The sequence below is a fragment of the Scandinavium sp. genome, from assembly GCF_032012665.1.
Taxonomy (GTDB): domain Bacteria; phylum Pseudomonadota; class Gammaproteobacteria; order Enterobacterales; family Enterobacteriaceae; genus Scandinavium.
Map to the genome: position 1 here is coordinate 127,074 of NZ_DALZVG010000002.1, position 21,689 is coordinate 148,762.

Annotated in this window: 22 protein-coding genes; 11 read left to right on the plus strand and 11 right to left on the minus strand. The window is 55.1% G+C overall.

The annotated features are described in order from the left end of the window. Positions 1-7: 7 nt before the first annotated feature. The 3 genes from RTU33_RS02500 to celB are packed head-to-tail and all read right to left on the minus strand — an operon-like array spanning position 8 to position 3,733. Complete coding sequence (locus tag RTU33_RS02500) at positions 8-1,453, minus strand: leucyl aminopeptidase family protein (protein ID WP_312625059.1); 1,446 nt, start codon at positions 1,451-1,453, stop codon at positions 8-10. Between the two features lie 4 nt (positions 1,454-1,457). Further along, positions 1,458-2,411 carry a N(4)-(beta-N-acetylglucosaminyl)-L-asparaginase gene (locus RTU33_RS02505; RefSeq protein ID WP_312625060.1) on the minus strand — a complete coding sequence of 318 codons (954 nt, stop codon included), beginning with the start codon at positions 2,409-2,411 and terminating at the stop codon, positions 1,458-1,460. Positions 2,412-2,413: 2 nt separating this feature from the next. Beyond that, entirely contained in the window at positions 2,414-3,733 is a 1,320-nt protein-coding gene (gene celB, locus RTU33_RS02510) for a PTS cellobiose transporter subunit IIC (protein WP_312625062.1), read from the minus strand. A gap of 156 nt (positions 3,734-3,889) precedes the next feature. Here celB and RTU33_RS02515 point away from each other — a divergent pair, with 156 nt between their 5' ends. After that, positions 3,890-4,705 (plus strand): helix-turn-helix domain-containing protein, encoded by an 816-nt coding sequence (locus tag RTU33_RS02515; RefSeq protein ID WP_312625064.1) that lies wholly within the window; start codon positions 3,890-3,892, stop codon positions 4,703-4,705. Between the two features lie 3 nt (positions 4,706-4,708). On the opposite strand, the gene arsC is transcribed toward RTU33_RS02515, so the two are convergent. After that, positions 4,709-5,065, minus strand: a complete 357-nt coding sequence (arsC, locus tag RTU33_RS02520; protein WP_312625066.1) for an arsenate reductase (glutaredoxin) — start codon at positions 5,063-5,065, stop codon at positions 4,709-4,711. 9 nt (positions 5,066-5,074) lie between these two features. Then, on the minus strand, positions 5,075-6,538 hold the full coding sequence (gene bepA / locus RTU33_RS02525; protein WP_312625067.1) for a beta-barrel assembly-enhancing protease: 1,464 nt from the start codon (positions 6,536-6,538) through the stop codon (positions 5,075-5,077). Between the two features lie 223 nt (positions 6,539-6,761). Between bepA and RTU33_RS02530 the strand changes: the two genes are divergently transcribed. Next, the gene (locus RTU33_RS02530; RefSeq protein WP_312625068.1) at positions 6,762-7,823 is read left to right on the plus strand and encodes an AI-2E family transporter; all 1,062 of its coding nucleotides are present in this window, start codon (positions 6,762-6,764) and stop codon (positions 7,821-7,823) included. Between the two features lie 46 nt (positions 7,824-7,869). Here the strand turns inward: RTU33_RS02530 and bcp are convergent, their stop codons facing one another. Beyond that, entirely contained in the window at positions 7,870-8,340 is a 471-nt protein-coding gene (bcp, locus tag RTU33_RS02535; RefSeq protein WP_312625069.1) for a thioredoxin-dependent thiol peroxidase, read from the minus strand. A 2-nt stretch (positions 8,341-8,342) separates the two neighbouring features. Further along, the gene (locus tag RTU33_RS02540; protein WP_312625071.1) at positions 8,343-8,912 is read right to left on the minus strand and encodes a glycine cleavage system transcriptional repressor; all 570 of its coding nucleotides are present in this window, start codon (positions 8,910-8,912) and stop codon (positions 8,343-8,345) included. A gap of 153 nt (positions 8,913-9,065) precedes the next feature. Here RTU33_RS02540 and dapA point away from each other — a divergent pair, with 153 nt between their 5' ends. The 6 genes from dapA (at position 9,066) to ypfH (ending at position 15,608) form a co-directional block, all read left to right on the plus strand. Further along, positions 9,066-9,944, plus strand: coding sequence for a 4-hydroxy-tetrahydrodipicolinate synthase (dapA, locus tag RTU33_RS02545; protein WP_312625073.1), 879 nt, complete (start codon positions 9,066-9,068; stop codon positions 9,942-9,944). A gap of 16 nt (positions 9,945-9,960) precedes the next feature. Continuing rightward, positions 9,961-10,992, plus strand: a complete 1,032-nt coding sequence (gene bamC / locus RTU33_RS02550) for an outer membrane protein assembly factor BamC (protein WP_312625075.1) — start codon at positions 9,961-9,963, stop codon at positions 10,990-10,992. 112 nt (positions 10,993-11,104) lie between these two features. Beyond that, entirely contained in the window at positions 11,105-11,818 is a 714-nt protein-coding gene (purC, locus tag RTU33_RS02555; protein WP_312625076.1) for a phosphoribosylaminoimidazolesuccinocarboxamide synthase, read from the plus strand. 127 nt (positions 11,819-11,945) lie between these two features. Then, positions 11,946-12,830: a neutral zinc metallopeptidase gene (locus RTU33_RS02560; protein ID WP_312625077.1), complete on the plus strand. Its 885-nt coding sequence runs from the start codon at positions 11,946-11,948 to the stop codon at positions 12,828-12,830. 3 nt (positions 12,831-12,833) lie between these two features. Next, positions 12,834-14,834: a GNAT family N-acetyltransferase gene (locus tag RTU33_RS02565; protein WP_312625079.1), complete on the plus strand. Its 2,001-nt coding sequence runs from the start codon at positions 12,834-12,836 to the stop codon at positions 14,832-14,834. Positions 14,835-14,912: 78 nt separating this feature from the next. Next, complete coding sequence (gene ypfH, locus RTU33_RS02570; protein WP_312625080.1) at positions 14,913-15,608, plus strand: esterase; 696 nt, start codon at positions 14,913-14,915, stop codon at positions 15,606-15,608. Positions 15,609-15,850: 242 nt separating this feature from the next. On the opposite strand, the gene RTU33_RS02575 is transcribed toward ypfH, so the two are convergent. Continuing rightward, positions 15,851-16,570: a YafY family protein gene (locus RTU33_RS02575; protein ID WP_312625081.1), complete on the minus strand. Its 720-nt coding sequence runs from the start codon at positions 16,568-16,570 to the stop codon at positions 15,851-15,853. Between the two features lie 89 nt (positions 16,571-16,659). Here RTU33_RS02575 and RTU33_RS02580 point away from each other — a divergent pair, with 89 nt between their 5' ends. Then, a complete protein-coding gene (locus tag RTU33_RS02580; protein WP_312625082.1) occupies positions 16,660-17,058 on the plus strand; it encodes a VOC family protein in 399 nt (132 codons plus the stop codon). 167 nt (positions 17,059-17,225) lie between these two features. Here RTU33_RS02580 and RTU33_RS02585 read toward each other — a convergent pair whose 3' ends face one another. Then, the gene (locus RTU33_RS02585) at positions 17,226-17,540 is read right to left on the minus strand and encodes a PTS cellobiose transporter subunit IIB (protein WP_312625084.1); all 315 of its coding nucleotides are present in this window, start codon (positions 17,538-17,540) and stop codon (positions 17,226-17,228) included. A 133-nt stretch (positions 17,541-17,673) separates the two neighbouring features. After that, positions 17,674-18,345: a TetR/AcrR family transcriptional regulator gene (locus RTU33_RS02590; RefSeq protein WP_312625086.1), complete on the minus strand. Its 672-nt coding sequence runs from the start codon at positions 18,343-18,345 to the stop codon at positions 17,674-17,676. 110 nt (positions 18,346-18,455) lie between these two features. Between RTU33_RS02590 and RTU33_RS02595 the strand changes: the two genes are divergently transcribed. Next, a complete protein-coding gene (locus RTU33_RS02595) occupies positions 18,456-19,211 on the plus strand; it encodes an SDR family oxidoreductase (protein ID WP_312625088.1) in 756 nt (251 codons plus the stop codon). Between the two features lie 235 nt (positions 19,212-19,446). On the opposite strand, the gene RTU33_RS02600 is transcribed toward RTU33_RS02595, so the two are convergent. Beyond that, complete coding sequence (locus RTU33_RS02600) at positions 19,447-20,199, minus strand: glucose 1-dehydrogenase (RefSeq protein WP_312625089.1); 753 nt, start codon at positions 20,197-20,199, stop codon at positions 19,447-19,449. Between the two features lie 140 nt (positions 20,200-20,339). Between RTU33_RS02600 and RTU33_RS02605 the strand changes: the two genes are divergently transcribed. Beyond that, on the plus strand, positions 20,340-21,287 hold the full coding sequence (locus tag RTU33_RS02605) for a LysR family transcriptional regulator (protein WP_312625090.1): 948 nt from the start codon (positions 20,340-20,342) through the stop codon (positions 21,285-21,287). The last annotated feature ends 402 nt before the right edge of the window (positions 21,288-21,689 follow it).

Below are 21,689 nucleotides of genomic sequence, written 5' to 3' on the forward strand. Positions count from 1 at the left end.
GTGAGGGTCAACGTACTTCAATATCGTCCAGCAAATGCTGCATCAGCAGCGGAATCGGCCTGCCGGACGCCACGCTTCTTCCTCCTTCGCGCCACAGCGCCGTGCCGCTGACGTCCAGATGCGCCCATGGGATTTCCGGTGGGCAGAAGGCCTGGAGCAGCCATGCCGCCGAGGCGCTTATCGCCGCATTGTTTGTCGGCGTGTTGCACAAATCCGCAATGGCGCTTTCGGTTTGCTTTTTCAGGCGCTTATCGAGCGGCAGCGACCATACTTCGTCCCCGCTTTTCTTGCCGGCCTGCGTAAGCTGTTCCCGCAGCGTTTCACTTTGCGTCATCAGCCCGCTCAGCTCATAGCCCAGCGCTTTGACTACTGCGCCGGTCAAGGTCGCCATATCGATGATGAAATGCGTCTGTTCATGGCGCTGGCTGGCCCAGGCGATGGCGTCGGCCAGCACCAGACGGCCTTCGGCATCGGTATTGTTGATTTCCACCGTCATGCCGTTGCAGGCGCGCGCCACGCTGCCGGGCTGCATCGCGTCCGGACCAATCGCGTTTTCCGCCAGCGCCAGTACGCCCATCACCCGCACGGGCAGCGCCAGTTCGGCAATGCTCAGCATCAGCCCCAGCACGTTCGCCGCGCCGCACATGTCGTACTTCATGGTGTACATGCCTGCGCCTTCCTTCAGCCACAGACCGCCGGTATCGAAGGTAATACCTTTGCCGACGTAAGTGCGTACCGGGCCGTTTGCCACGCCATCATAGTGAATCGCCAGCAGGCGAGGAGGGCGCGTGGAGCCCTTGCCAACCGCGTACAGCAGCCCAAGGCCTTGCTCCTGAATGGCGTGCTCATCCAGCACTTCGCAGCGTAGCGCCGGGAAAGCGGCACAAAGACGCTCAGCTTCTTCCACTACAAACTGCGGCGTGCAGGCTTCCGACGGGATATCCGCGAGACGACGGGCTACGAGCATTCCGTTGGCAATAGCCGACTGCTGACGGCAGGCCTTCTGCAAGGCTTCCTGCTGTGACGACAGACAGAAAACGGTCAGCGTTTTGACCCGTACGCTGTGACCGGCAGTCGTTTTCAGGCCCAGATCGTCCAGTCGATGATCGAGATTGAAGAACCAGCGTAGCGCTGAATCACGAACGCGAGTTTCGGTAATGACGGAAAAATCCACTATCACATTGTCGCTGGAGGGCGCTTTGAAAAGCGGGCGCAGCTGCGCGAGCAATTCGTCCGTCAGGGTATCGTCCCAGGCTTGATTCGGGAGCAGCGTCAGGCGGGAAAAAGGCGCGCAGGCAAAGCGGCAGTCTGCCACTTCACCTTTGTCTGTCAGGGCGATCATCTCACCTGTAACGGAAAGGTTGAGAGAGCTCAGCAGCGGGCTGCGCGGCGAAGTGATTAAATGGCTGTCAGGGGGCAGATCGTAAGGCTCAGTGATAACGTGGTATTCCATTCTTTTACTCCTCAATCGGTGCGCGAATGCGTGCGGCGTAAGCCTGCATCCATTCGTCGTCGACTGGCTGATAGTGAGTTTTTTCTGCGCGGCGCTCGGCGCGGAAGACGGTCAGCGGCTGTTTCTCAGTCGCTACCACAAACGAGAACGTTTTGATGTTGGTTGCGGCGCCAAACTCGCCGTGGCGATTCATACACACCACGGAAAGATCGCCCGCGCGGCCAAAGCGTGACATCAGCTTGTCTTCCAGTTCGAAGACCACGGAATCGGCGGCCTGCTGCGGCGTCATGCCTCCCGCCATGCGGCGGACGATTTCATAGCTGGTGCAGCCCTTCATCAAATCTTCGCCCACGCCCGTGGCGGTTGCCGCGCCGGTTTCGCTGTCGCAGTAGAAGCCGGAGCCCATAATCGGTGAGTCACCGATGCGGCCACGCTTCTTCATAAACAGGCCGCTGGTGGAGGTGGCGACGCTCATTGAACCTTGCTTATCGAGGCCGATAATGCCAACGGTGTCGTGGCCATCATACGGACTTAAGCCTTTATCCAGCGTTTCGCGACAGCGCTTGCGGTAATGCTGCATCGCGCGGTCAGTGAGCATGGTTTTCTCCGCGAAGCCCTGTTCCAGAGCCCATTCGCGTGCGCCCTGGCCGACCAGCAGCGAGTTGTAGCGCTGGCGGCTCAGCGCCTGGGCCACGCGCACCGGGTTGGCGATATCGATCAGGTTACCGACGGCACCAAACGCCAGAGTATCGCCGTCCATAAAGGCGGCATCCAGTTCGACTTCACCGTTTTCCGTCGGCAATCCGCCATAGCCCACGGATTTGTAGTACGGAAAATCTTCCACGGCGGCAACCGCGTCGACGATACTCGCCGAAGCACCACTCCCTGCGGCAAGCTTTGTGGCGGCTTCGGTAACCCCTTCCAGCGCCATACGCCAGGTTGCAATAATTCCCCACATCGTTACGACTCCTGTTTTGCAAGCTTGCTGGTTTCTGTTTCGGTGATGGCTTCTGCGGCGCGGTACTGCTTGTCGAGGATGCGCATAAACGGCAGGTAGAGCATCGCGCCAATCAGCAGATTAAGGATTTGCATCACGCTGCCCGAGAGGTGCCCGGTGACGATAAACCCGCTCAGCACAGGCGGCAGCGTCCACGGAATAAATACTCCGGTGGTGACGGCCACCGCGCCAATTTTCATTGCTACATACTGGATTGTGACCAGCACCAGCGGGACGAGGTTGAACGGGATCAGCATGATCGGGTTCATGATCACCGGCAGGCCGAACAGCACCGGTTCGTTGATATTAAAGAGGGAGGCACCCGCACCGAGGCGTGCCACTTCGCGCATGTTTTTACTGCGGGCGAAAATCAGCATCGCGATAACCAGCGACAGCGTGGCCCCGGCGCCGCCCATCCAGATCATATCGAAGAACTGCTCGGTAATGATGTGCGGCGGCGTGACGCCGGCCTGAATGGCGGCGATGTTGTCGGTCTGATTTTCCATCCACAGCGGGCGAATGATGCCGTTGATCATCGACCCGGAGTTAATGCCGACGGACCACAGAATGGTGATGCTGAATACCGTCATCAGCGCACCGAAATAGGAGGTGCCATAGTGGCGCACCGGCGTGGCGACCACTTCATAGATGAACTGGTGGATGGTGCGGTAGTGGGTATTTTCAAAGCCGATACGGATAACCAGCACCAGAATCATCACCAGCAGCGCCGGGATCAGCGCGGCAAAGGATTCCTGTACCGCAGGCGGCACGCCATCCGGCATTTTAATAACCAGCTTTTTACGCTTCAGCCAGCAGAACAGCTCCGTCCACAGCAGGGAGCCAATCATTGACACAAACAGCCCTTTAGTCCCGATCCACTCAACGGGCATGACGGTGATGCCGCCGTTTTCGGCCACTTTAATAAACGGCGTGAGGATCAGAAAACAGACCAGCGCCAGGATCCCACAGGAAAGGCGGTCTTCTTTATAGTGTTCCGCCAGACGATAGGCGACCAGGAAGCTGATAAACAGCGACATCGTGGAGAACACCGCGTTAAACGGGATCTCGACGATGCTGCTCCAGCTGTCACCAAAGGTATGAGACATGAACTGCTGGTAGCCCTGATTCGGGAAGGAGGAGATCACCAGCAGGATCGAACCGACGATAATAAACGGCATGAATGAAACGTAGGCACCGCGAATCGCGCAAAGGTGGCGCTGTGCCGCCGCTTTGGCCGCCAGTGGCATCAGTTTGGCTTCTAAAAATCCCAGAACATTGTTCATTGTGAGCTCCGCACGAGACTGAGTGTTGGGTTGTGTGTTATGACTGCGGATTATCAATGAAAGGCGGATGGTGAAAGGTGAATTCGGTCACAATGCCAGCGCACAGAAAATGTAAGTCTCATATGATTAGTTATATAAAATCATCAGGAGCCGACGATGGAAATTAAGCTGCACGCCAATGCCACCACCACGCCGCGGATCCGTCGTTATCTTCAGGAATCCGATAAAAGCGACCGGGAGCTGGCGAAAGAGCTGGGTATTTCCGTGACCACCGTTCGACGCTGGCGCAACCGCGAACAAACGGGCGACCGGCATACGACGCCGCATGTGATATACAAAGCAATGAGACCTGAGCAAATCACGGTGGTGAACGCACTGCGCGATACGCTGCACGCACCGCTGGATGAGCTGCTGTTTATGGTAAATGAAGGGCTGGGGATCCCGGTTTCCCGCGCCACGCTCAACCGCTATCTTCGTCCTGCGCATCAGCGGGAAAAGCCGGGGCCGCAGGGCGTCAGGGCCCTGAAAAACGGGCATATGCCTGACACGCTGACGCTGCACTACCGTCGATTGTCGATGACCATGGACGATGGAGGTGAGCACCATCTGCTGTGGGCGCGTGAATCCGTCAGCGGCTGGTGCTCAGCGCGGGTCTTTTCCGGGATGTCTCTCCCGCTGGTCAAAACCTGGCTGGATGAAACGCTTGCATGCTGCCCGGCTGATATTCAATGTCTTGAGACCGAGGCCATTAAATGGTTCGCGATTGAGATACCGGGGCTGATTGTTATTCGTAAGCCGGAGCTCACTCCTGTGGCGATAACCTTCACGGAAAATCTGAGTACGCTGATCCCGGCGGCAGTGGAGCCGGATACACTGGTGCGGCGGCTATGTGAACTATGGAATACAGGCAAGGCGCAGAAAAAATTAGGAGAGTGTACGCCGCAGGCCTTTCTGGAAGCGCTGCGGCGCTGAAGATTACAGGATTTCCAGCACGGACTCCGGCGGGCGACCAATGCGCGCCTGGCCGTTTTTCACCACAATCGGGCGTTCAATCAGCTTCGGATTGGCAATCATTGCGTTGACAAGATCGGCCTCGCTGAGCGAGCTGTCCGCCAGATTCAGCTCTTTATAGAGATCTTCTTTCTGGCGCATCAGCTCGCGGGCACTTTTCATGCCGAGCATCTTCAGCAGCTGTTTCAGCTGGGCGGCATCCGGCGGCGTATCAAGGTACAGAATGACCTCCGGCTCTATGCCTTTCTCTTTCAGCTGCGCTAAGGTTTCGCGGCTTTTGGAGCAGCGCGGGTTATGGTAAATGGTGACCGGGTGGCTCATCGGGTATCCTTACATTTTCATATAGGGTTTAAAGGTGGCCTGCAGCTGGCGGAACTGATCGATGCGTGCGTCATAGCGGGCCTGCTGCAGACTGCCGAGCTTAACCTGCGAACTGGCGCTGCTGAGCAGAGAAATGGCCTGATCGAGCCGGCCAACCAGCGCCATATTTTCAGCGCGTGCCGCCAGCTCCTGATCGCGATTGCCGAGCTGGCCTTCCGCCTGCGCCAACAGATCCCAGCCGTTGGTGTCATCTTTATAAGTGAACGTATAGCGGTTAAGCAGCGTTGCCGCTTCACCCGGATTGCCTGACTGTAGCAGGGCGTTGGCAAGGTTCAGCTGCAGGACAGGATTGGTACGTAAATCTTTTGCTGCTTTCAGGCGATTAACCGCCTCGGCGTTCTTTTTCTGCCCGAGCGAAATGTCGGTGGCGAGGTCGAGATACCAGGCGTTTTGCGGGTTGGCCGTGAGCAGCGGCTGTAGTTGCTTGCTGGCTTCCGCGTAGTTATTGGCTTCCATCGCCTGAAGCGCCCGGCCATACTGCGCGGCGCGCTGTTCGCGAATATTACCTTTCGACCAGTTGTCCAGCAGATCGCTGCCAAGCTGATTCTGCCCGTTGTTGTACATGCCAAGCGTACGCGCTTTTGCCATGTAGAAATCTTCTGAAGACTGCACTACCACCGGACGCATCTGGTTGGCGCGGTTACGCGCATCGGCAAGACGGCTCTCCGGCAACGGGTGCGTCAGCAGCATTTCCGGCGGGCGCGATGAATAGCGGGACTGATCCATCAGCTTGTCCATAAACTGCGGCATGCCCTGCGGGTCGAAGCCGGAGCGCTGCAGCACCTGGATCCCGATACGGTCGGCCTCTTCTTCGTTCTGACGCGTAAAGCTGATGAGCCCCTGCTGCGTGCCTGCCAGCGTGCCGGTCAGCGCTGCCATCCCGGCCTGCGGGCTTGCCATCGCTAACAGAATGGAGCCCAGCGCCCCGACCCAGGTCAGCGGCGCATTACGCTTCTGATCTTCCATTGCGCGTGCGAGGTGACGCTGGGTGACGTGAGAGATTTCGTGCGCCATGACCGACGCCAGCTGGCTTTCGGTATCGGCATAGCGGAACAGCGCCGAGTGCAATACTACGTTGCCGCCAAAGAAGGCGAAGGCGTTCAGCTCGTCGTTGTTAATTAAAAAGAAATGGAACGGCGTGCGCACCGAGTTGGCGTGGGAAACCAGGCGCATCCCGAGGCCGTTAATGTACTGCACCAGCAGCGGATCGTTTATCAGCGGGGCGCTGCCGCGCAGCTGGCGCACGTAGTAATCACCCATTTGCATCTCTTGTCCGATAGAGAGCGTGCTGCCTGCGGTGGTGCCCATATCCGGCAGGGAATCGGCGGTATCCGCGAAGGCAGGCAGGGCCTGGCCCAGGGTCAACGACGCGATGAGAGTCGCAACCAGCGTTTTCTTTAACTGCCTGAACATAACTCGATCCTGTCTGTAGGGTGTGCCAGTTTGACCGACAACGCGGCGTAACGTTCCACTGTCGGCTGCCCTGGCAGTGTAGCTGGCAGAGAGACGCCTGGAAATACCCGCGCGCGACTTTTGCTGTCATGTGCGGCCCGCGGCAAAAAGCGAAGGCAATTTTGTGACACTTCGATACAATTCATGCGGGCCTTTTGCCCGCCATTCAGGGAACGGTGTAGTTATGCTCGAAATGTTAATGCAGTGGTATCGTCGTCGTTTCAGCGACCCGGAAGCGATAGCGCTGCTGGTCATTCTGCTTGCCGGCTTCGGCATTCTCTTCTTCTTCAGCGGACTGCTGGCCCCCTTGCTGGTGGCGCTGGTACTGGCCTATCTCCTCGAATGGCCGACCGCGCGTCTGGAGCGTATTGGCTGCTCGCGCCGTTGGGCAACCTCAATTGTGCTGGTGCTTTTCGTTGGTGCGATGCTGCTGATGGCGTTTGTGGTGATGCCCGTCGCCTGGCAGCAGGGCATCAATTTAATTCGCGACATGCCCGGCATGCTGAATAAGCTCTCTGATTTTGCCGCCACGCTGCCGCGCCGCTATCCGGCGTTGATGGATGCAGGGATCATCGATGCGATGGCGGAGAACATGCGTGCGCGAATGACGACCATGGGTGATTCGGTGGTGAAATATTCGCTCGCTTCGCTGGTCGGGCTGCTGACGCTTGCCGTCTACCTGGTGCTGGTGCCGCTGATGGTGTTCTTCCTGGTGAAGGATAAAGAGCAGATGCTCAATGCCGTGCGCCGCGTGCTGCCAAGAAACCGCGGACTGGCGGGGCAGGTGTGGAAGGAGATGAATCAGCAAATCACCAACTACATTCGTGGCAAAGTACTGGAGATGATCGTCGTCGGCGTGGCGACCTGGATTGGCTTCCTGCTGTTTGGCCTGAACTACTCGCTGCTGTTGGCGGTGCTGGTGGGCGTGTCTGTACTAATCCCTTACATCGGCGCGTTCGTGGTCACCATTCCGGTGGTGTGCGTGGCGCTGTTCCAGTTTGGCCTGGGAACAGAGTTCTGGAGCCTGTTTGCCGTGTACCTGATTATTCAGGGTCTTGACGGCAACCTTCTGGTGCCGGTGCTGTTCTCCGAAGCGGTGAACCTGCACCCGCTGGTGATTATTCTTTCAGTGGTGATTTTCGGCGGCCTGTGGGGCTTCTGGGGCGTGTTCTTCGCCATTCCGCTGGCGACGCTGATTAAAGCGGTAGTACATGCCTGGCCGGACAGCCCGGCGGTAGAAGAGTAGAAAAAGGCCCGCAAAATTTGCGGGCCTTTAGCTTTATGAGGAGATGTCAGCTGTTCTCTTTCAGCCAGCTCAATACCACATCGTGGTGATTGCTGGTTTTGAAATCATCGAAGACGTGCTGGACTTTGCCGTCGCCGTCGATAAGGAAACTGATGCGGTGAATGCCGTCGTAGGTTTTACCCATGAAGGATTTCTCGCCCCAGATGCCAAACTGTTCGCAGACCTGGTGGTCTTCGTCAGAGAGCAGGGTGAAATTCAGCAGCTCTTTTTCGGCGAAACGGGAGAGCTTTTCCGGTTTGTCGGTGCTGATACCCAGCACTTCAACGCCCGCTTTCTTTAACTCATCCATATTGTCGCGCAAGCCGCAGGCCTGTACGGTACAGCCCGGGGTCATGGCTTTCGGGTAGAAATAAACCAGAACACGCTGTCCCTGGAAGTCGGTCAAATTTACTTGCTCACCGTCTTGATCGGGCAAGCTAAATTTCGGTGCGATGTCACCGGCTTTCAGTGGGGTCATTACTAAACTCCATCTTGTTCATCATGCTGTGAATAATTGACGATGTTTATACTGCCTTGCGCTTTCAGTTCTGTACACAGGTCTTTAAACGCTTGTTCGATCTTCGCCGCATTTTGCGACGCCGGACTGTGTGCCGTCACCTGAATAAACAGCTGCGGCGAAGAGGCGTTATCGCCCGGCTGCGTGCGGGAAACCAGCTCGGCGATGTTCATTTCATGGGCGTCCAGCAGGCCGGTAAAACGCTCGATAATATGCGGTGAATCAGGTACTTCTACCTGAAGCCAGACGGTTGACGGCTGCGCCGGACGTGGCTGTGCCAGGGTACGCTTCATCACAATGAGCAAATCCAGCTCCGCCCCTTTCAACGGCAGCGTGGACTCAATCAGGGTGATGGCGTTCCAGGAGCCGGAGAGCAGCATAATAAACGTAAATTCATCGCCGAGCATCGCCAGCCTGCTGTCCTCAATATTACAGCCGCAGCTACTGACGTGACGGGTGATGGTGTTCACGATGCCGGGGCGGTCGGCACCCAGGGCGGTAATCACCAGATAGTGATGCAGGGAGGCTGTCAAACCTTGTTCTTCCTGTGAAAAGGGGAGGTTGTGACTAGGAAAGCATAAAAAAAACCGGCATACAACATCCTGAGTGCCTCCGCTCTCTTGCTTTTATAACAAGACCAAACGTACCATTGAGGCTCTTGTCCGCACCCGCACCGAGGATGGCCCATGTTCACGGGAAGTATTGTAGCGCTTGTCACGCCGATGGATGAAAAAGGTCAGGTCGACCGCTCCAGCCTGAAAAAACTGATTGATTATCATGTCGCCAACGGAACCTCGGCGATTGTGTCGGTAGGGACTACCGGTGAATCCGCCACCCTGAGCCACGATGAGCACGGTGACGTGGTGTTGATGACCGTGGAGCTCGCCGATGGCCGCATCCCGATCATTGCCGGTACGGGCGCTAACGCCACCGCCGAAGCAATCAGCCTGACCCAGCGCTTCAATAACAGCGGTATTGTCGGTTGTCTGACCGTCACGCCTTACTACAATCGCCCGACTCAGGAGGGGCTGTTCCAGCACTTCAAAGCGATTGCCGAACATACTGATTTGCCACAAATTCTGTATAATGTGCCGTCCCGTACCGGCTGCGATATGCTGCCGGAAACCGTGGGCCGCCTTGCCGAAATCAAAAATATTATCGGTATTAAGGAAGCCACGGGGAACTTAAGTCGCGTTCACCAGATCAAAGAGCTGGTTTCAGATGACTTCATTCTGCTGAGCGGTGACGACGCTACCGCGCTGGACTTTATGCAGCTTGGCGGCAACGGCGTCATTTCCGTCACCACCAACGTTGCCGCGCGCGAGATGGCAGAAATGTGTAAACTGGCCGCCGAGGGGCGCTTTACTGAAGCCCGTGCGATTAACCAGCGTCTGATGCCGTTGCATAATAAATTATTTGTCGAACCCAATCCTATCCCGGTGAAATGGGCCTGTATGGAGTTGGGTCTTGTGGCGACCGATACGCTGCGCCTGCCAATGACCCCGATCACCGCCCATGGCCGTGACGTGGTGGCATCCGCGCTGAAGCATGCCGGTTTGCTGTAAAGTTTAGGGAGATTTGATGGCTTACTCAGTACAGAAGTCGCAGCTGGCAAAAGTTGCGGGTGTTTCGCTTGTTCTGCTTCTCGCAGCCTGCAGTTCCGATTCGCGCTACAAGCGCCAGGTGAGCGGTGATGAATCCTACCTGGAAGCGGCGCCGCTTTCTGAACTTCATGCGCCTGCCGGGATGATCCTGCCGATCCAGAACGGCGACTACAACATCCCGGTTGCCCGCGGCGACGGTGCCACGGGGAAAGCGCTGGATATTCGTCCACCTGCACAGCCGTTAGCGCTGGTTTCTGGGGCGCGTACCCAGTTTACGGGGGATACCGCACAGCTGCTGGTTGAAAGCGGCCGTAGCGGCAACCTGTGGCCGCAGGTTGTGAGCATCATTCAGGGCCAAAACTACACCATCGACAAGCGCGACGACGCCTCGCAGTCCCTGACTACCGACTGGGTGCAGTGGAACCGTCTGGACGAAGATCAGCAGTACCGCGGTCGCTATCAGGTTTCAGTGAAGCCTCAGGGCTATCAACAGGCCGTCGTGGTGAAGCTGCTGAATCTTGAGCAGGCTGGTAAGCCTGTTGCCGATGCCGCGTCCATGCAGCGCTACAGCGCGGAAATGCTGAACGTGATTTCTGCGGGTCTGGATAAGAATGCCACCACGGCGCAGAACGCTGCGCAGAGCCGTGAAGGTGCCTCTTTCGATGTGCAGAGCGCAGCGGACGACACGGGGCTGCCAATGCTGGTCGTACGCGGTCCGTTCAACCTGGTGTGGCAAAAACTCCCGGCAACGCTTGAAAAAGTGGGCATGAAAGTGACCGACAGCACCCGTTCCACCGGTAGCGTGGCTGTCACCTACAAACCGCTTTCCGACAGCGGCTGGAGCGACCTTGGCGTGAAGGATCCGGGCCTCGTTTCCGGCGACTACAAGCTGCAGGTTGGTGACCTCGATAACCGCAGCAGCATGCAGTTCATCGATCCGAAAGGACATACCCTGACCCAGTCGCAGAACGACGCGCTGGTGGCGGTGTTCCAGGCGGCATTTAAGTAAGATTTTAAAGGGCTGGCGCAAACCAGCCCTTTTTTCTGATATGATACGCAAACGTGTGCGTAGCGCAGAAAACCTGATTTTTTGTTCATTTTCCTGACCGGAGTATTGAAAGATGCAAAAGCAAGCTGAGTTGTATCGCGGCAAAGCGAAAACCGTTTACAGCACGGAAAACCCGGACCTGTTGGTGCTCGAATTCCGCAACGATACGTCAGCAGGTGACGGAGCGCGTATTGAACAGTTCGACCGTAAAGGCATGGTGAACAACAAGTTCAACCATTTCATTATGAGCAAGCTGCAGGAAGCGGGAATCCCAACTCAGATGGAGCAGTTGCTGTCTGATACCGAGTGTCTGGTGAAAAAGCTGGAGATGGTCCCGGTGGAGTGCGTGGTGCGTAACCGTGCGGCAGGCTCTTTGGTGAAGCGCCTGGGTATTGAAGAGGGCATTGAGCTGAACCCGCCGCTGTTCGACCTGTTCCTGAAAAATGATGCAATGCACGATCCGATGGTCAATGAGTCCTACTGCGAAACTTTCGGTTGGGTTAGTAAAGAAAATCTGGCGACCATGCGCGAGCTGACCTACAAAGCCAACGACGTGCTGAAAAAGCTGTTCGACGACGCCGGTCTTATCCTTGTCGACTTTAAACTGGAGTTCGGCCTGTTCCACGGCAAAGTGGTGCTGGGGGACGAATTTTCCCCGGACGGCAGCCGCCTGTGGGACAAAAACACCATGAATAAAATGGATAAAGACCGTTTCCGTCAGAGCCTTGGCGGCCTGATTGAAGCCTACGAAGAAGTTGCGCGTCGTCTGGGCGTGAACCTGGATTAAGGCTAACCCCTTCTGATTAAAGAGGATGCTGTGCATCCTCTTTTGCTATCTGGCTTGTTTACTATGGTAATTCCACGCTTAACCGCCTACGATCAATCTATCAGAAACATAACGTTCAGAGGTTGTTATGCGTTGGCAAGGTCGTCGTGAAAGCGACAATGTGGAAGACAGGCGAAACGATTCCGGCGGGATGCCGCCGATGATGGGCGGCGGGCGCGGCGGTTTTCGTCTGCCAAGCGGTAAAGGCGGTATTATTCTGCTGATCGTCGTGGTGGTCGCGGGCTATTACGGCGTGGATCTCACCGGCATGCTGACCGGCCAGCCAATGGTGCAGCAGCAGAGCACCCCGCGTTCTATCAGCCCGAACGATGATGAAGCCGCCAAATTCACCTCCGTGATTCTCGCTACCACTGAAGATACCTGGGGGCAGATTTTCCAGAAAATGGGCCGTCAGTATCAGCAGCCCAAACTGGTGATGTACCGGGGTGCAACTCGTACAGGCTGCGGCACCGGCCAGTCCGTAATGGGGCCGTTCTACTGCCCGGCAGACAGCACTGTCTATATCGATCTCTCCTTCTACGATGACATGAAAAGCAAGCTCGGGGCCGATGGCGATTTCGCCCAGGGTTACGTGATTGCTCATGAAGTCGGTCACCACGTGCAGAAGCTGCTGGGCATCGAGCCAAAAGTGCGCCAGATGCAGCAGAATGCTTCCCAGACTCAGGTCAATCAGCTGTCGGTAAAAATGGAGCTGCAGGCCGACTGCTTCGCGGGCGTCTGGGGCCACAGCATGCAGCAGCAGGGCGTGCTGGAAGCCGGTGACGTTCAGGAAGCGCTGAACGCCGCCGAGGCGATTGGCGACGACCGTTTGCAGCAGCAGAGTCAGGGCCGCGTGGTGCCGGACAGCTTCACACACGGCACGTCCCAGCAGCGCTACACCTGGTTCAAACGCGGTTTTGACAGCGGTGACCCGTCTCAGTGCAACACCTTCGGTAAAACCGCGCTGAACTGATTGATGAACGACAGGGAAGCCATTTTCGCGTTAACCGTGAGCATGAAGGAGCAGGGCATTCGCCGCCTGCTGGTGCTGAGCGGCGAAGCGGGGTGGGCTGAACAGCAGGTGCTATGGCTGAGAATCAATCTTGGTGGAGATGGCCTGTTTGTCAGCCCGCAGACGCAGCCCGAGCCCTGGTGTGCGCCTCAGGCGCTCAGGACGCTGCTTGGACGTGAATTCGAACATGCCTTTTTCGATGCCCGCGCAGGATTTGACGTCGCTGCCTTTGCCGCGCTGGCCGGAACGCTTAAGGCCGGAAGCTGGCTGGTCCTGCTGGCTCCCGATTTAAGCCGCTGGCATGAGCGAGTGGATGCCGATTCCGTTCGCTGGAGCGACAGCGCCGAGCCGATCCCCACGCCGCACTTTATTCATCATTTCTGTCATACGCTGCAAAACGATGCTGAAGCCATTATCTGGCAACAGCATCAACCTTTCACGCAGCCTGAATTTACCTTTCGACCATCGTGGCACGCTGCTAACGGGGAACCGCAGGCGGAACAGGCGCGCATTCTGGCGGCTCTCGCGAAGTCGCCGCCGGGCGTGGCGGTGGTGACCGCTGAGCGCGGTCGCGGTAAATCTGCGCTGGCGGGAATGCATTTGCGTGCGCTGGCGGGCACCGCTATTGTTACCGCTCCGGCGAAAGCGGCCACCGATGTACTCGCTCACTTCGCCGGGGAACGCTTTCGTTTTATGGCACCCGATGCGCTGCTCGCGTCAGCAGAACAGGCCGACTGGCTGATTGTCGACGAAGCCGCTGCCCTTCCCGGCCCACTGCTGGAAAAGCTGGTTAACCGGTTCCCCCGAACGCTGTTAACGACAACGGTTCAGGGCTACGAAGGCACTGGCCGGGGGTTCTTACTCAAATTTTGTGCGCGATTTTCGCAGCTGGCATCTTATTCCCTGAGCCAGCCAGTGCGCTGGGCCAGTGGCTGCCCGCTGGAGAACTTCGTCGCCCGGGCTTTGCTCTTTGATGACGCACTGCCCGCGTTATCGCCACCCGAGCCGCTATCCCTGAAGCGGGTCGAACAGAATGCCTGGCAACAGGACCCTGATTTACCTGCGTCGATGTACCGCCTGTTATCCGCCGCGCATTACCGCACTTCGCCGCTGGATCTACGGCGAATGATGGACGCGCCCGGTCAGCACTTTGTCAGCGCGCAGGAGAGGCACGACCTGGTCGGTGCTCTGTGGCTCGTCGACGAAGGCGGCCTGAGCGTGGGGCTGAGCGAGGCCGTCTGGGCAGGGTTTCGCCGCCCGCGCGGCAACCTCGTGGCGCAGTCTCTGGCGGCTCACGGCGGCAGCCCGCAGGCGGCCATGCTGAAAAGCCGACGTATCAGCCGTATCGCCATTCACCCGCAGCGCCAGCGGCAGGGCATCGGACAGCGAATGATTGAAGAGGCTATCGTCAGCGCGGACGGCTGCGATTATCTGTCGGTGAGCTTTGGCTTTACCAACGAGCTGTGGCGCTTCTGGCAGAAGTGCGGCTTCCGGCTGGTGCGGCTTGGCACCCATCGTGAAGCCAGCAGCGGCTGCTATACCGCCATGGCAATTTATCCACTGAATGCGGCGGGTGAGGCGCTGGCTGAGCGCGAACAGCAACGCTTCGTGCGAGACGGAGCCTGGCTGGCATCCTGGCGCGATGAGGATACGCTGACGGTGAGTCCGCCGTCAGAGGCTATTCTTACAGAGGATGACTGGCAGGAGCTGGCCGGATTCGCCTTCGCCCATCGTCCGCTGATGGCGGCAGTGGGGAGCCTGAACCGGCTTGTTGCCACGGTGGTGATACCGTTGCCTGCGCTGCGTAGCGCACTTCAGCCGCACAACCCAGCCGCACAGGCTCATGGCGGACGTAAGGCCTTCCTCGCGCGGCTACGCGAAGAGGCGGCGGATGCGCTGACGGCGCTCGATCCGCAGCGCACTCAGCGGTTGGCGGAGAAGGTCAAAAACCTGCAATTTTTTTAACTGAGTCATTCAGTTTAATGTCATGGTCATTGCCGCCCAACGGCGTAGACTCCCCGGCAACAGATTAAGGAGAAAGCCATGAAATACGACCATTTTGTTGTCCAGAGCCCTTCAGCCCCGGCGAAACAATTGCTGCTGCTGTTTCATGGCGTGGGTGATAACCCGGTGGCGATGGGGCAGATTGGCAGCTGGTTTGCGCCGCTGTTTCCGGAGTCGCTGATCGTCAGCATCGGCGGCGTGGAGCCCTGTGGCCCAACGGGCAGACAGTGGTTTTCCGTGCAGGGCGTGACGGAGGAAAACCGCCAGCAGCGCATCGACGCTATCATGCCGACGTTTATCGAAACGGTGCGCTTCTGGCAAAAAGAGAGCGGCGTCGGCCCGCAGGCTACCGCGCTGATTGGTTTCTCGCAAGGTTCGATCATGGCGCTGGAAAGCACCAAAGCGGCACCAGGCCTGGCGTCACGCATCATCGCTTTCAATGGGCGTTTTGCCACGCTGCCGACAAAAGCCAGTACCGCCACCACCGTGCATCTGATTCACGGCGGCGAGGATAGCGTGATTGATTTGGCGTACGCAGTATCGGCCCAGGAAGCGCTGATGCAGGCAGGCGGTGACGTCACCCTGGATATTGTTGACGAACTCGGCCATGCCATCGACGACCGTAGTATGCAGTTCGCGCTCGACCATCTGCGCTTCACCGTGCCGAAGCACTACTTCGACGAAGCGCTGAGCGGCAGTAAGCCTCAGGATGACGATATTATTGAGCTGATGTAGCTCTGTCGCCTTTATTAAGCAAAAACGCCCCGATACTTTGGTGTCGGGGCGTTTTTTTGAGAGGGATTCTTCATTTGCAGTATGGCGGGTGATTTGTGCCAAACGCGGACGTTGAGAATTTTAAAATCAAAGAATCAACAAGACAGCCAGTAAAAACCAGAGGAGCTAACGAAAAGACTAAACTGTGAGCCTGATACGTTTGATACAGCCAACCTCAATAAGCGATGCAGGGGAGCCTATTATTATAATCCCCCTAAAAGTTTTATTTCTCTGAGTCGTAATAACTCTGCTTCTCGCCATTCTTCCCATCTCGATCTGAGTACTTTTCTGTCAGTGTCTATACATTCATTTAACAATAAAAGACTGACCAGGCGATCGGCACGAAAATGTCTAAAACTCTCTCTTTTTTCACACCAGGCGATGAGGAGACAATGAGTCTGGTCATAGCCAAGTACGATCGGCCAGACAACTCTTTTGGAGAGAGTTCCATCAGCGGAACGGTACTCGATCAACAGTTTTCTACCGTCACGGATTGCGGCTCTGATCTGGCGGGTGTCAGTTTTCGTTGCGATCGGCTCTTCGGGTTTTAAGGCAACCGCCGATGGGTTTAAAACACTCTGCAACTTACCCGGAATCACTGATGATATTTTTGATAATACATCCTTTGCGTTGTTGACAAGTGTGGCATCCGGCAGGCGTTGTACCAGTTCAACGCCGAGCAATAAGGCATCAAGTTCATCCGGGGTGAACATTAAAGGGGGAAAATCATAATATTCACTGAGTCTGTAGCCGGACCCGGCCTCACCTTCAACCGGAACCCGCTGTCCTGCCAAATCAGCAAGATCCCGATATACGGTGCGTTTAGATACCTCGAGCTCATCAGCCAGCCTGGCCGCCGTGACCGGGAGTTTTGTCCGTCTGAGTATCTGAATGATCTGGAAAAGTCGGTCTGCCCGCCTCATTTTTTTTACCTGTTGCCACCATGTTGTCAGCAGACCTGAGTGATGATTCTCCCGAATGCTGCACTTCTCGCAGCAATAAGGAGTAGTCTGTGAAATTAGTATCAATACGACTTATCGTACAAGATATCAACAAAGTTGTTAATTTTTATGAATTAATAACAGGATATCAGGCTGAATGGCTGGCACCGGTGTTTGCTGAAATCATAACGCCTACGGCAGTAATAGCCATTGGGAGCGAAGAAACCGTCGCTTTATTTAAAGAAGGTTGCGCCCGGCCTGCGTCCAACCACTCAGCAATTCTTGAATTTATGGTCAAGGATGTTGATAAGGCATTCATTAGATTAAAAGAATACAGTCTGGAATTTGTTCATGAACCCAAAAATATGCCCTGGGGAAACAGAACAATGCAGATTCGCGATCCTGAAGGAACGTTGGTGTCCTTCTTCACGCCAGTAACGGATATTGCCATCAGTCGTTTTAATCGATGAATATAATGCTCACTCAGGCTTGAATTTTACAATACGGGTCAACGGTAACCATCAGCAATGGCTTTATTATGTGCTAAAAGCCATTGCTGCTCTATGCTCCGCACCAATGTCAGCTTTTCGCTTATAGCAGAAGAAAGGAGGCCGCACAAAAGATGCGGCCTTCGCTGTCAGGCGACCAGTTCAGGCATTTGTGCCATCACAAACGCTAAAACTTTTTCCGCGTCGAGTGATGCATAGGGCAGACTTTCAATAATGGCAATTGAACGAGAGTTTCCAACAATGTCTTCAATTTCAGCGAGCTTATATTGAATATGCGGTGCGACAAGAAATCCGTCGAAAGCGGGAGCCACGCTGGCAAAATTTTCCAGACCCACCGCACCAACAATGAGTGGGTGGCCCTTTTTTTCCGCCAGCAGCTGCATCTTTTTGGCGAGAGAATTTGCTGTGTTTCCAAACAAACAACATATCAGAAGCTTTTTCATGTGTTTACCTCCTGAGAATTACTCACAGGATATGACTCGCAAAGCTTATAAAGTGAGGTCTACCTCATAGTTGTGTGACAAAACCATAGTCGTTGTTCCCCTGCCGGGCGCTAAGCCTGAAGCGGACGTTGGTTTAACCGTTTTGGTTCTTCTGGCATTCATTCGCAGCAGAAGGCCATGTAAAGAGAGTATGTTTAATTAACCCGATAAGCGCTTTTCTTGATGCGCCTGCTTTAGCCTGCACGGCCATGCCTTGCGCAATTGCCATCACAAAGGAGGCGAGCGTTGTGCAGTCAATCGACTCGGGCAAATCTCCCTCAAGGCGGGCCTTGTCGAAGCGTTTTTGTAACGCCAGCTGAAATTTTGCACGGCGTTTAATAAGTTCAAGACGAATGGGTTCTGCATCTTCAGAACACGCCAGTGCACCGTTTATGCCCAGGCAACCAGGATGAGCCGCATTTGTGGTCTGAAGGAAGGCGGAGCCTCTCAGGATACCTTCTACAACCTGGCGGGACGTCGGTTCATCGAGCGCCTTCGACATATATCCCATGTATTTGCTTTCATAGAGATCAAGTGCCTTCCTGAAAAAGGCTTCCTTGTTACCGAATGCTGCGTACAGACCGGGACGTGCTACACCCGTCGCGCGAGTTAAATCCTGAAATGAGGTGCCTTCATAACCTTTTTGCCAGAAGACAGAGAGCGCAGCTTCCAGAGCTTCACCTTCATCAAATTGTTTATGTCGTCCCATTTTAAGCCTTCGCCAAATTTCAATAACGATCAGTATAAAACGCTTGACGATGCACATGCAATAAAATACCGTTCGGTATGATATCGATCGGTATTGTATTTGCTATGCGCTTAATGAGTCGCGTATTAACCGGGCTCCAACCTGAATTTCAACAACAAGGTATCCAAATGAACAAGAATCTTTCTGGCAAAGTTGCCCTCGTCACCGGTGGTTCCCGCGGGCTTGGTGCCGCTACTGCTGCGGCGCTGGCAGAGCAAGGGGCGGATGTCGCTATCACCTATGTCGCTTCCGAAGAAAAAGCGTTTAGTGTTGTCTCTGCTCTCGTTAACAAAGGCGTACGTGCAATCGCGATAAAAACCGACCAGGGCGATCCTGATGGTGCTGAATTGTTAATCCGTGAAGTTAAAGAAAAACTTGGAAAACTGGATATTCTTGTCAATAACGCAGCCGTTGCTTTGCAGGGAAAGAACATAGACGCTCCTGACATCGACAATGCGGCAATGGATCGTCAGTGGGCGATTAATACGATGGGCGTCATCGCCAACATTCGTGCTGCGGTAAAGGTTCTGCCGGAAGGTGGACGTATTATTTCGGTTGGGTCTGGTCTCGGGACCCGTGTTGCTTTTCCCGGTACGACCGATTACGCCGCCAGCAAAGCGGCAATTGTCGCCTACAGCAAGGGAGCAGCACGCGATCTCGGGGCCCGCGGTATTACGGTTAATGTGGTCCAGGCGGGGCTTATGGATACGGATATGGCGTCAGAATCGAAGGATAAGCTGCCACCTATCATTATGGAGTCACATGCCATCAGGCGCTATGTAACGGTTGAAGAAGTCGCCGCCGCAATCGTATTTCTTGCCGGACCCGATGCGAGCTCAATAACAGGTTCAGTGATCGACGTTAACGGCGGCTTTACCGCTTGAGTCTTCTCTGTTTCTTTAAGGGCATACCAGCCGCCTGAGCGGCTGTTCCCTTCATATCCAAATTGTATCAATGTTATCGGGGCCCGGTGTACCAAGGGTGCGTGGGACTAATGTCTTCTTTTCGTTCCAAACCCGCACCATCTGAATTTACGCCAGGATGGCGAAAGGGAAAATGTAGCGCTGAGCAATGCGATATGAATTAAGTGATCATGGCATCATGTGATTCTAAAACCCTCTAGATCGTGATTCCCCCATCAACGCTAAGAGTCGTGCCTGTGATAAACCCGGCACCTGACGAGCACAGGTAAAGAATCGCCTTTGCAATCTCTTCGGGGCGTCCGGTTCGTTTCATCGGTTGCAGGTCATTGAGAAAATTACGTCCACTCTCTTCAGCTCGCATCGCCTCGTTCATCGGCGTGTCAATCACGCCCGGGCACACTGCATTGATCCGGACTCCTTGTGAAGCAAACTCCACCGCCGCTGATTTGGTCAGCCCGATAACGGCAAATTTACTCGCGTTGTATATTGCTGACCCCGGAAAGGCCCGGAGCCCCAGGAACGAAGCGGTATTAACGATGCTTCCTCCACCGCTTTTCAGTATCGCGGGGATTTCGTACTTCATACAAAGTGCAGTACCGCGCACATTGACGGCCAGAGTACGGTCGATGTCATCAGCGGAGGTTTCAGTAATCGAAGCAGACGGGAGAAATACACCTGCGTTGTTGAATGCGAAGTGTAAGCCCCCAAATACCTCCACGGTTCGCGTGACTGAGAGCGCTACCTGTTCTTCGACAGAAAGATCGGCCTGTACAAAAAGACCTTTACCCCCAGCCTGCTCGATGAGTGTGACACTTTCTTTGCCCTCGGCCTCCCGCCGTCCCACAACGGCAACATTTGCCCCTTCCTGGGCAAATGCAAGCGCGGTGGCCCGGCCAATACCAGAGGTGCCGCCAATAACGAGTGCAACTTTATCGCTGAACGTTTTCATAGTGCTTAGTTCTCAATATTTCTGAAGGTTGCCGCACCCAGTACAGCCAGTACGAGCCGCGTCAATATGGATGAGTTACCTGAACGCTGAGAAATAACTATAGGATGCTTTATTGTTGAAGATAAGCCATGCTTTATCGCATGTATTACTGGCTAATATTCATCAATGGGATAGCTAATATGCGCACTAATCAACTGGGTGAATTGACAGCTTTTGTGGCTGTTGCCGAAGAGCGAAACTTTCGACGAGCAGCCGCGAGGCTTAACCTGACAGCCTCAACACTCAGTCATTCTTTGCGCGCACTGGAAGAACGGCTCGGTGTGAGATTGCTTAATCGCACTACCCGTACCGTTTCGCCTACCGCAGCCGGAAAGGCATTGCTTGAGAGAATTGCCCCCGCCTTTTCGACAATCGCTGAGGCAGTCGAAGAAGTGAACGTCTTTCGCCAGCATCCCCATGGCAGCCTACGGATCAACTCTCCGCGTATTGCGTACCAGATGGTTTTTATGCCCATTTCTAAGCAGTTTTCGCATGACTTCCCCGATATAACGCTGGAAATTTCTCTCAATGATAGCTTTGTGGATATCGTCAAAGAGGGCTTTGATGCCGGTATTCGTCTGCGCTCTGATATCCCGAAAGACATGAACGCAGTACGGGTCACACAAGACTTCACCGCCGCAGTATATGGTTCACCCGATTATTTTCGCCGCTTCCCTTTGCCCCGGACGCCGCAAGATTTACAAATGCATTTATGTATTGGCCGACGTGAAATCTCCAGCGGTAACCTGTATCGATGGGAATTTGCCAAAGACGGTAAGCGCGTCGCGATATCGGTAGAGGGCCCGCTGATACTGGACACGGTAGACATGATGATTGATGTCGCACTGCGGGGTACAGGTCTGGTATATGCCCCTGATTGCGAAGAGAATCAGCAGCATGTAGCTGCTGGCCGGCTGGTTCGCGTCCTGGCAGACTGGTCACCTACCGTCCCCGGCTTTTACCTTTATTTTCCGGGCCACAGGCAGATGCCTGCGGCGCTTAACGCATTGATTGAGACAGTTCGCGTGGATGCTGAGCTTACTGATTAAACAATAGAGAACTCGCCAGCAGGGCCTTATACATATGTTACCGGGTGCCTCCCGCTAAGCCTTTGGGTAACTCCATGACTCACAGTTTCAGTTGTACATGAAGAATATACCAGCAGAAGAGTCATCAGGTTAATTAGCCCTGCCGCTGAGGAGGATTCATCATAAAAGGCAAGATAGCAGGAAGGGGATGAGTGAGATACGGTATTTTGTCAGCGCACAAAGAATGATTTTATCTTCAGGGTAAGTATTAAACATTTTTAATATGTCAGAAAAAAAAGCCTGCTAATAGCAGGCCGTCAAGGTTTGTTACTCATTTTTTGTTCGCATCTGATAAATAAGGTAAGTACACAATTAAACGTGAAGCAGAGAGGATAATGAAATACTATAAGTATTTTTAGCAAC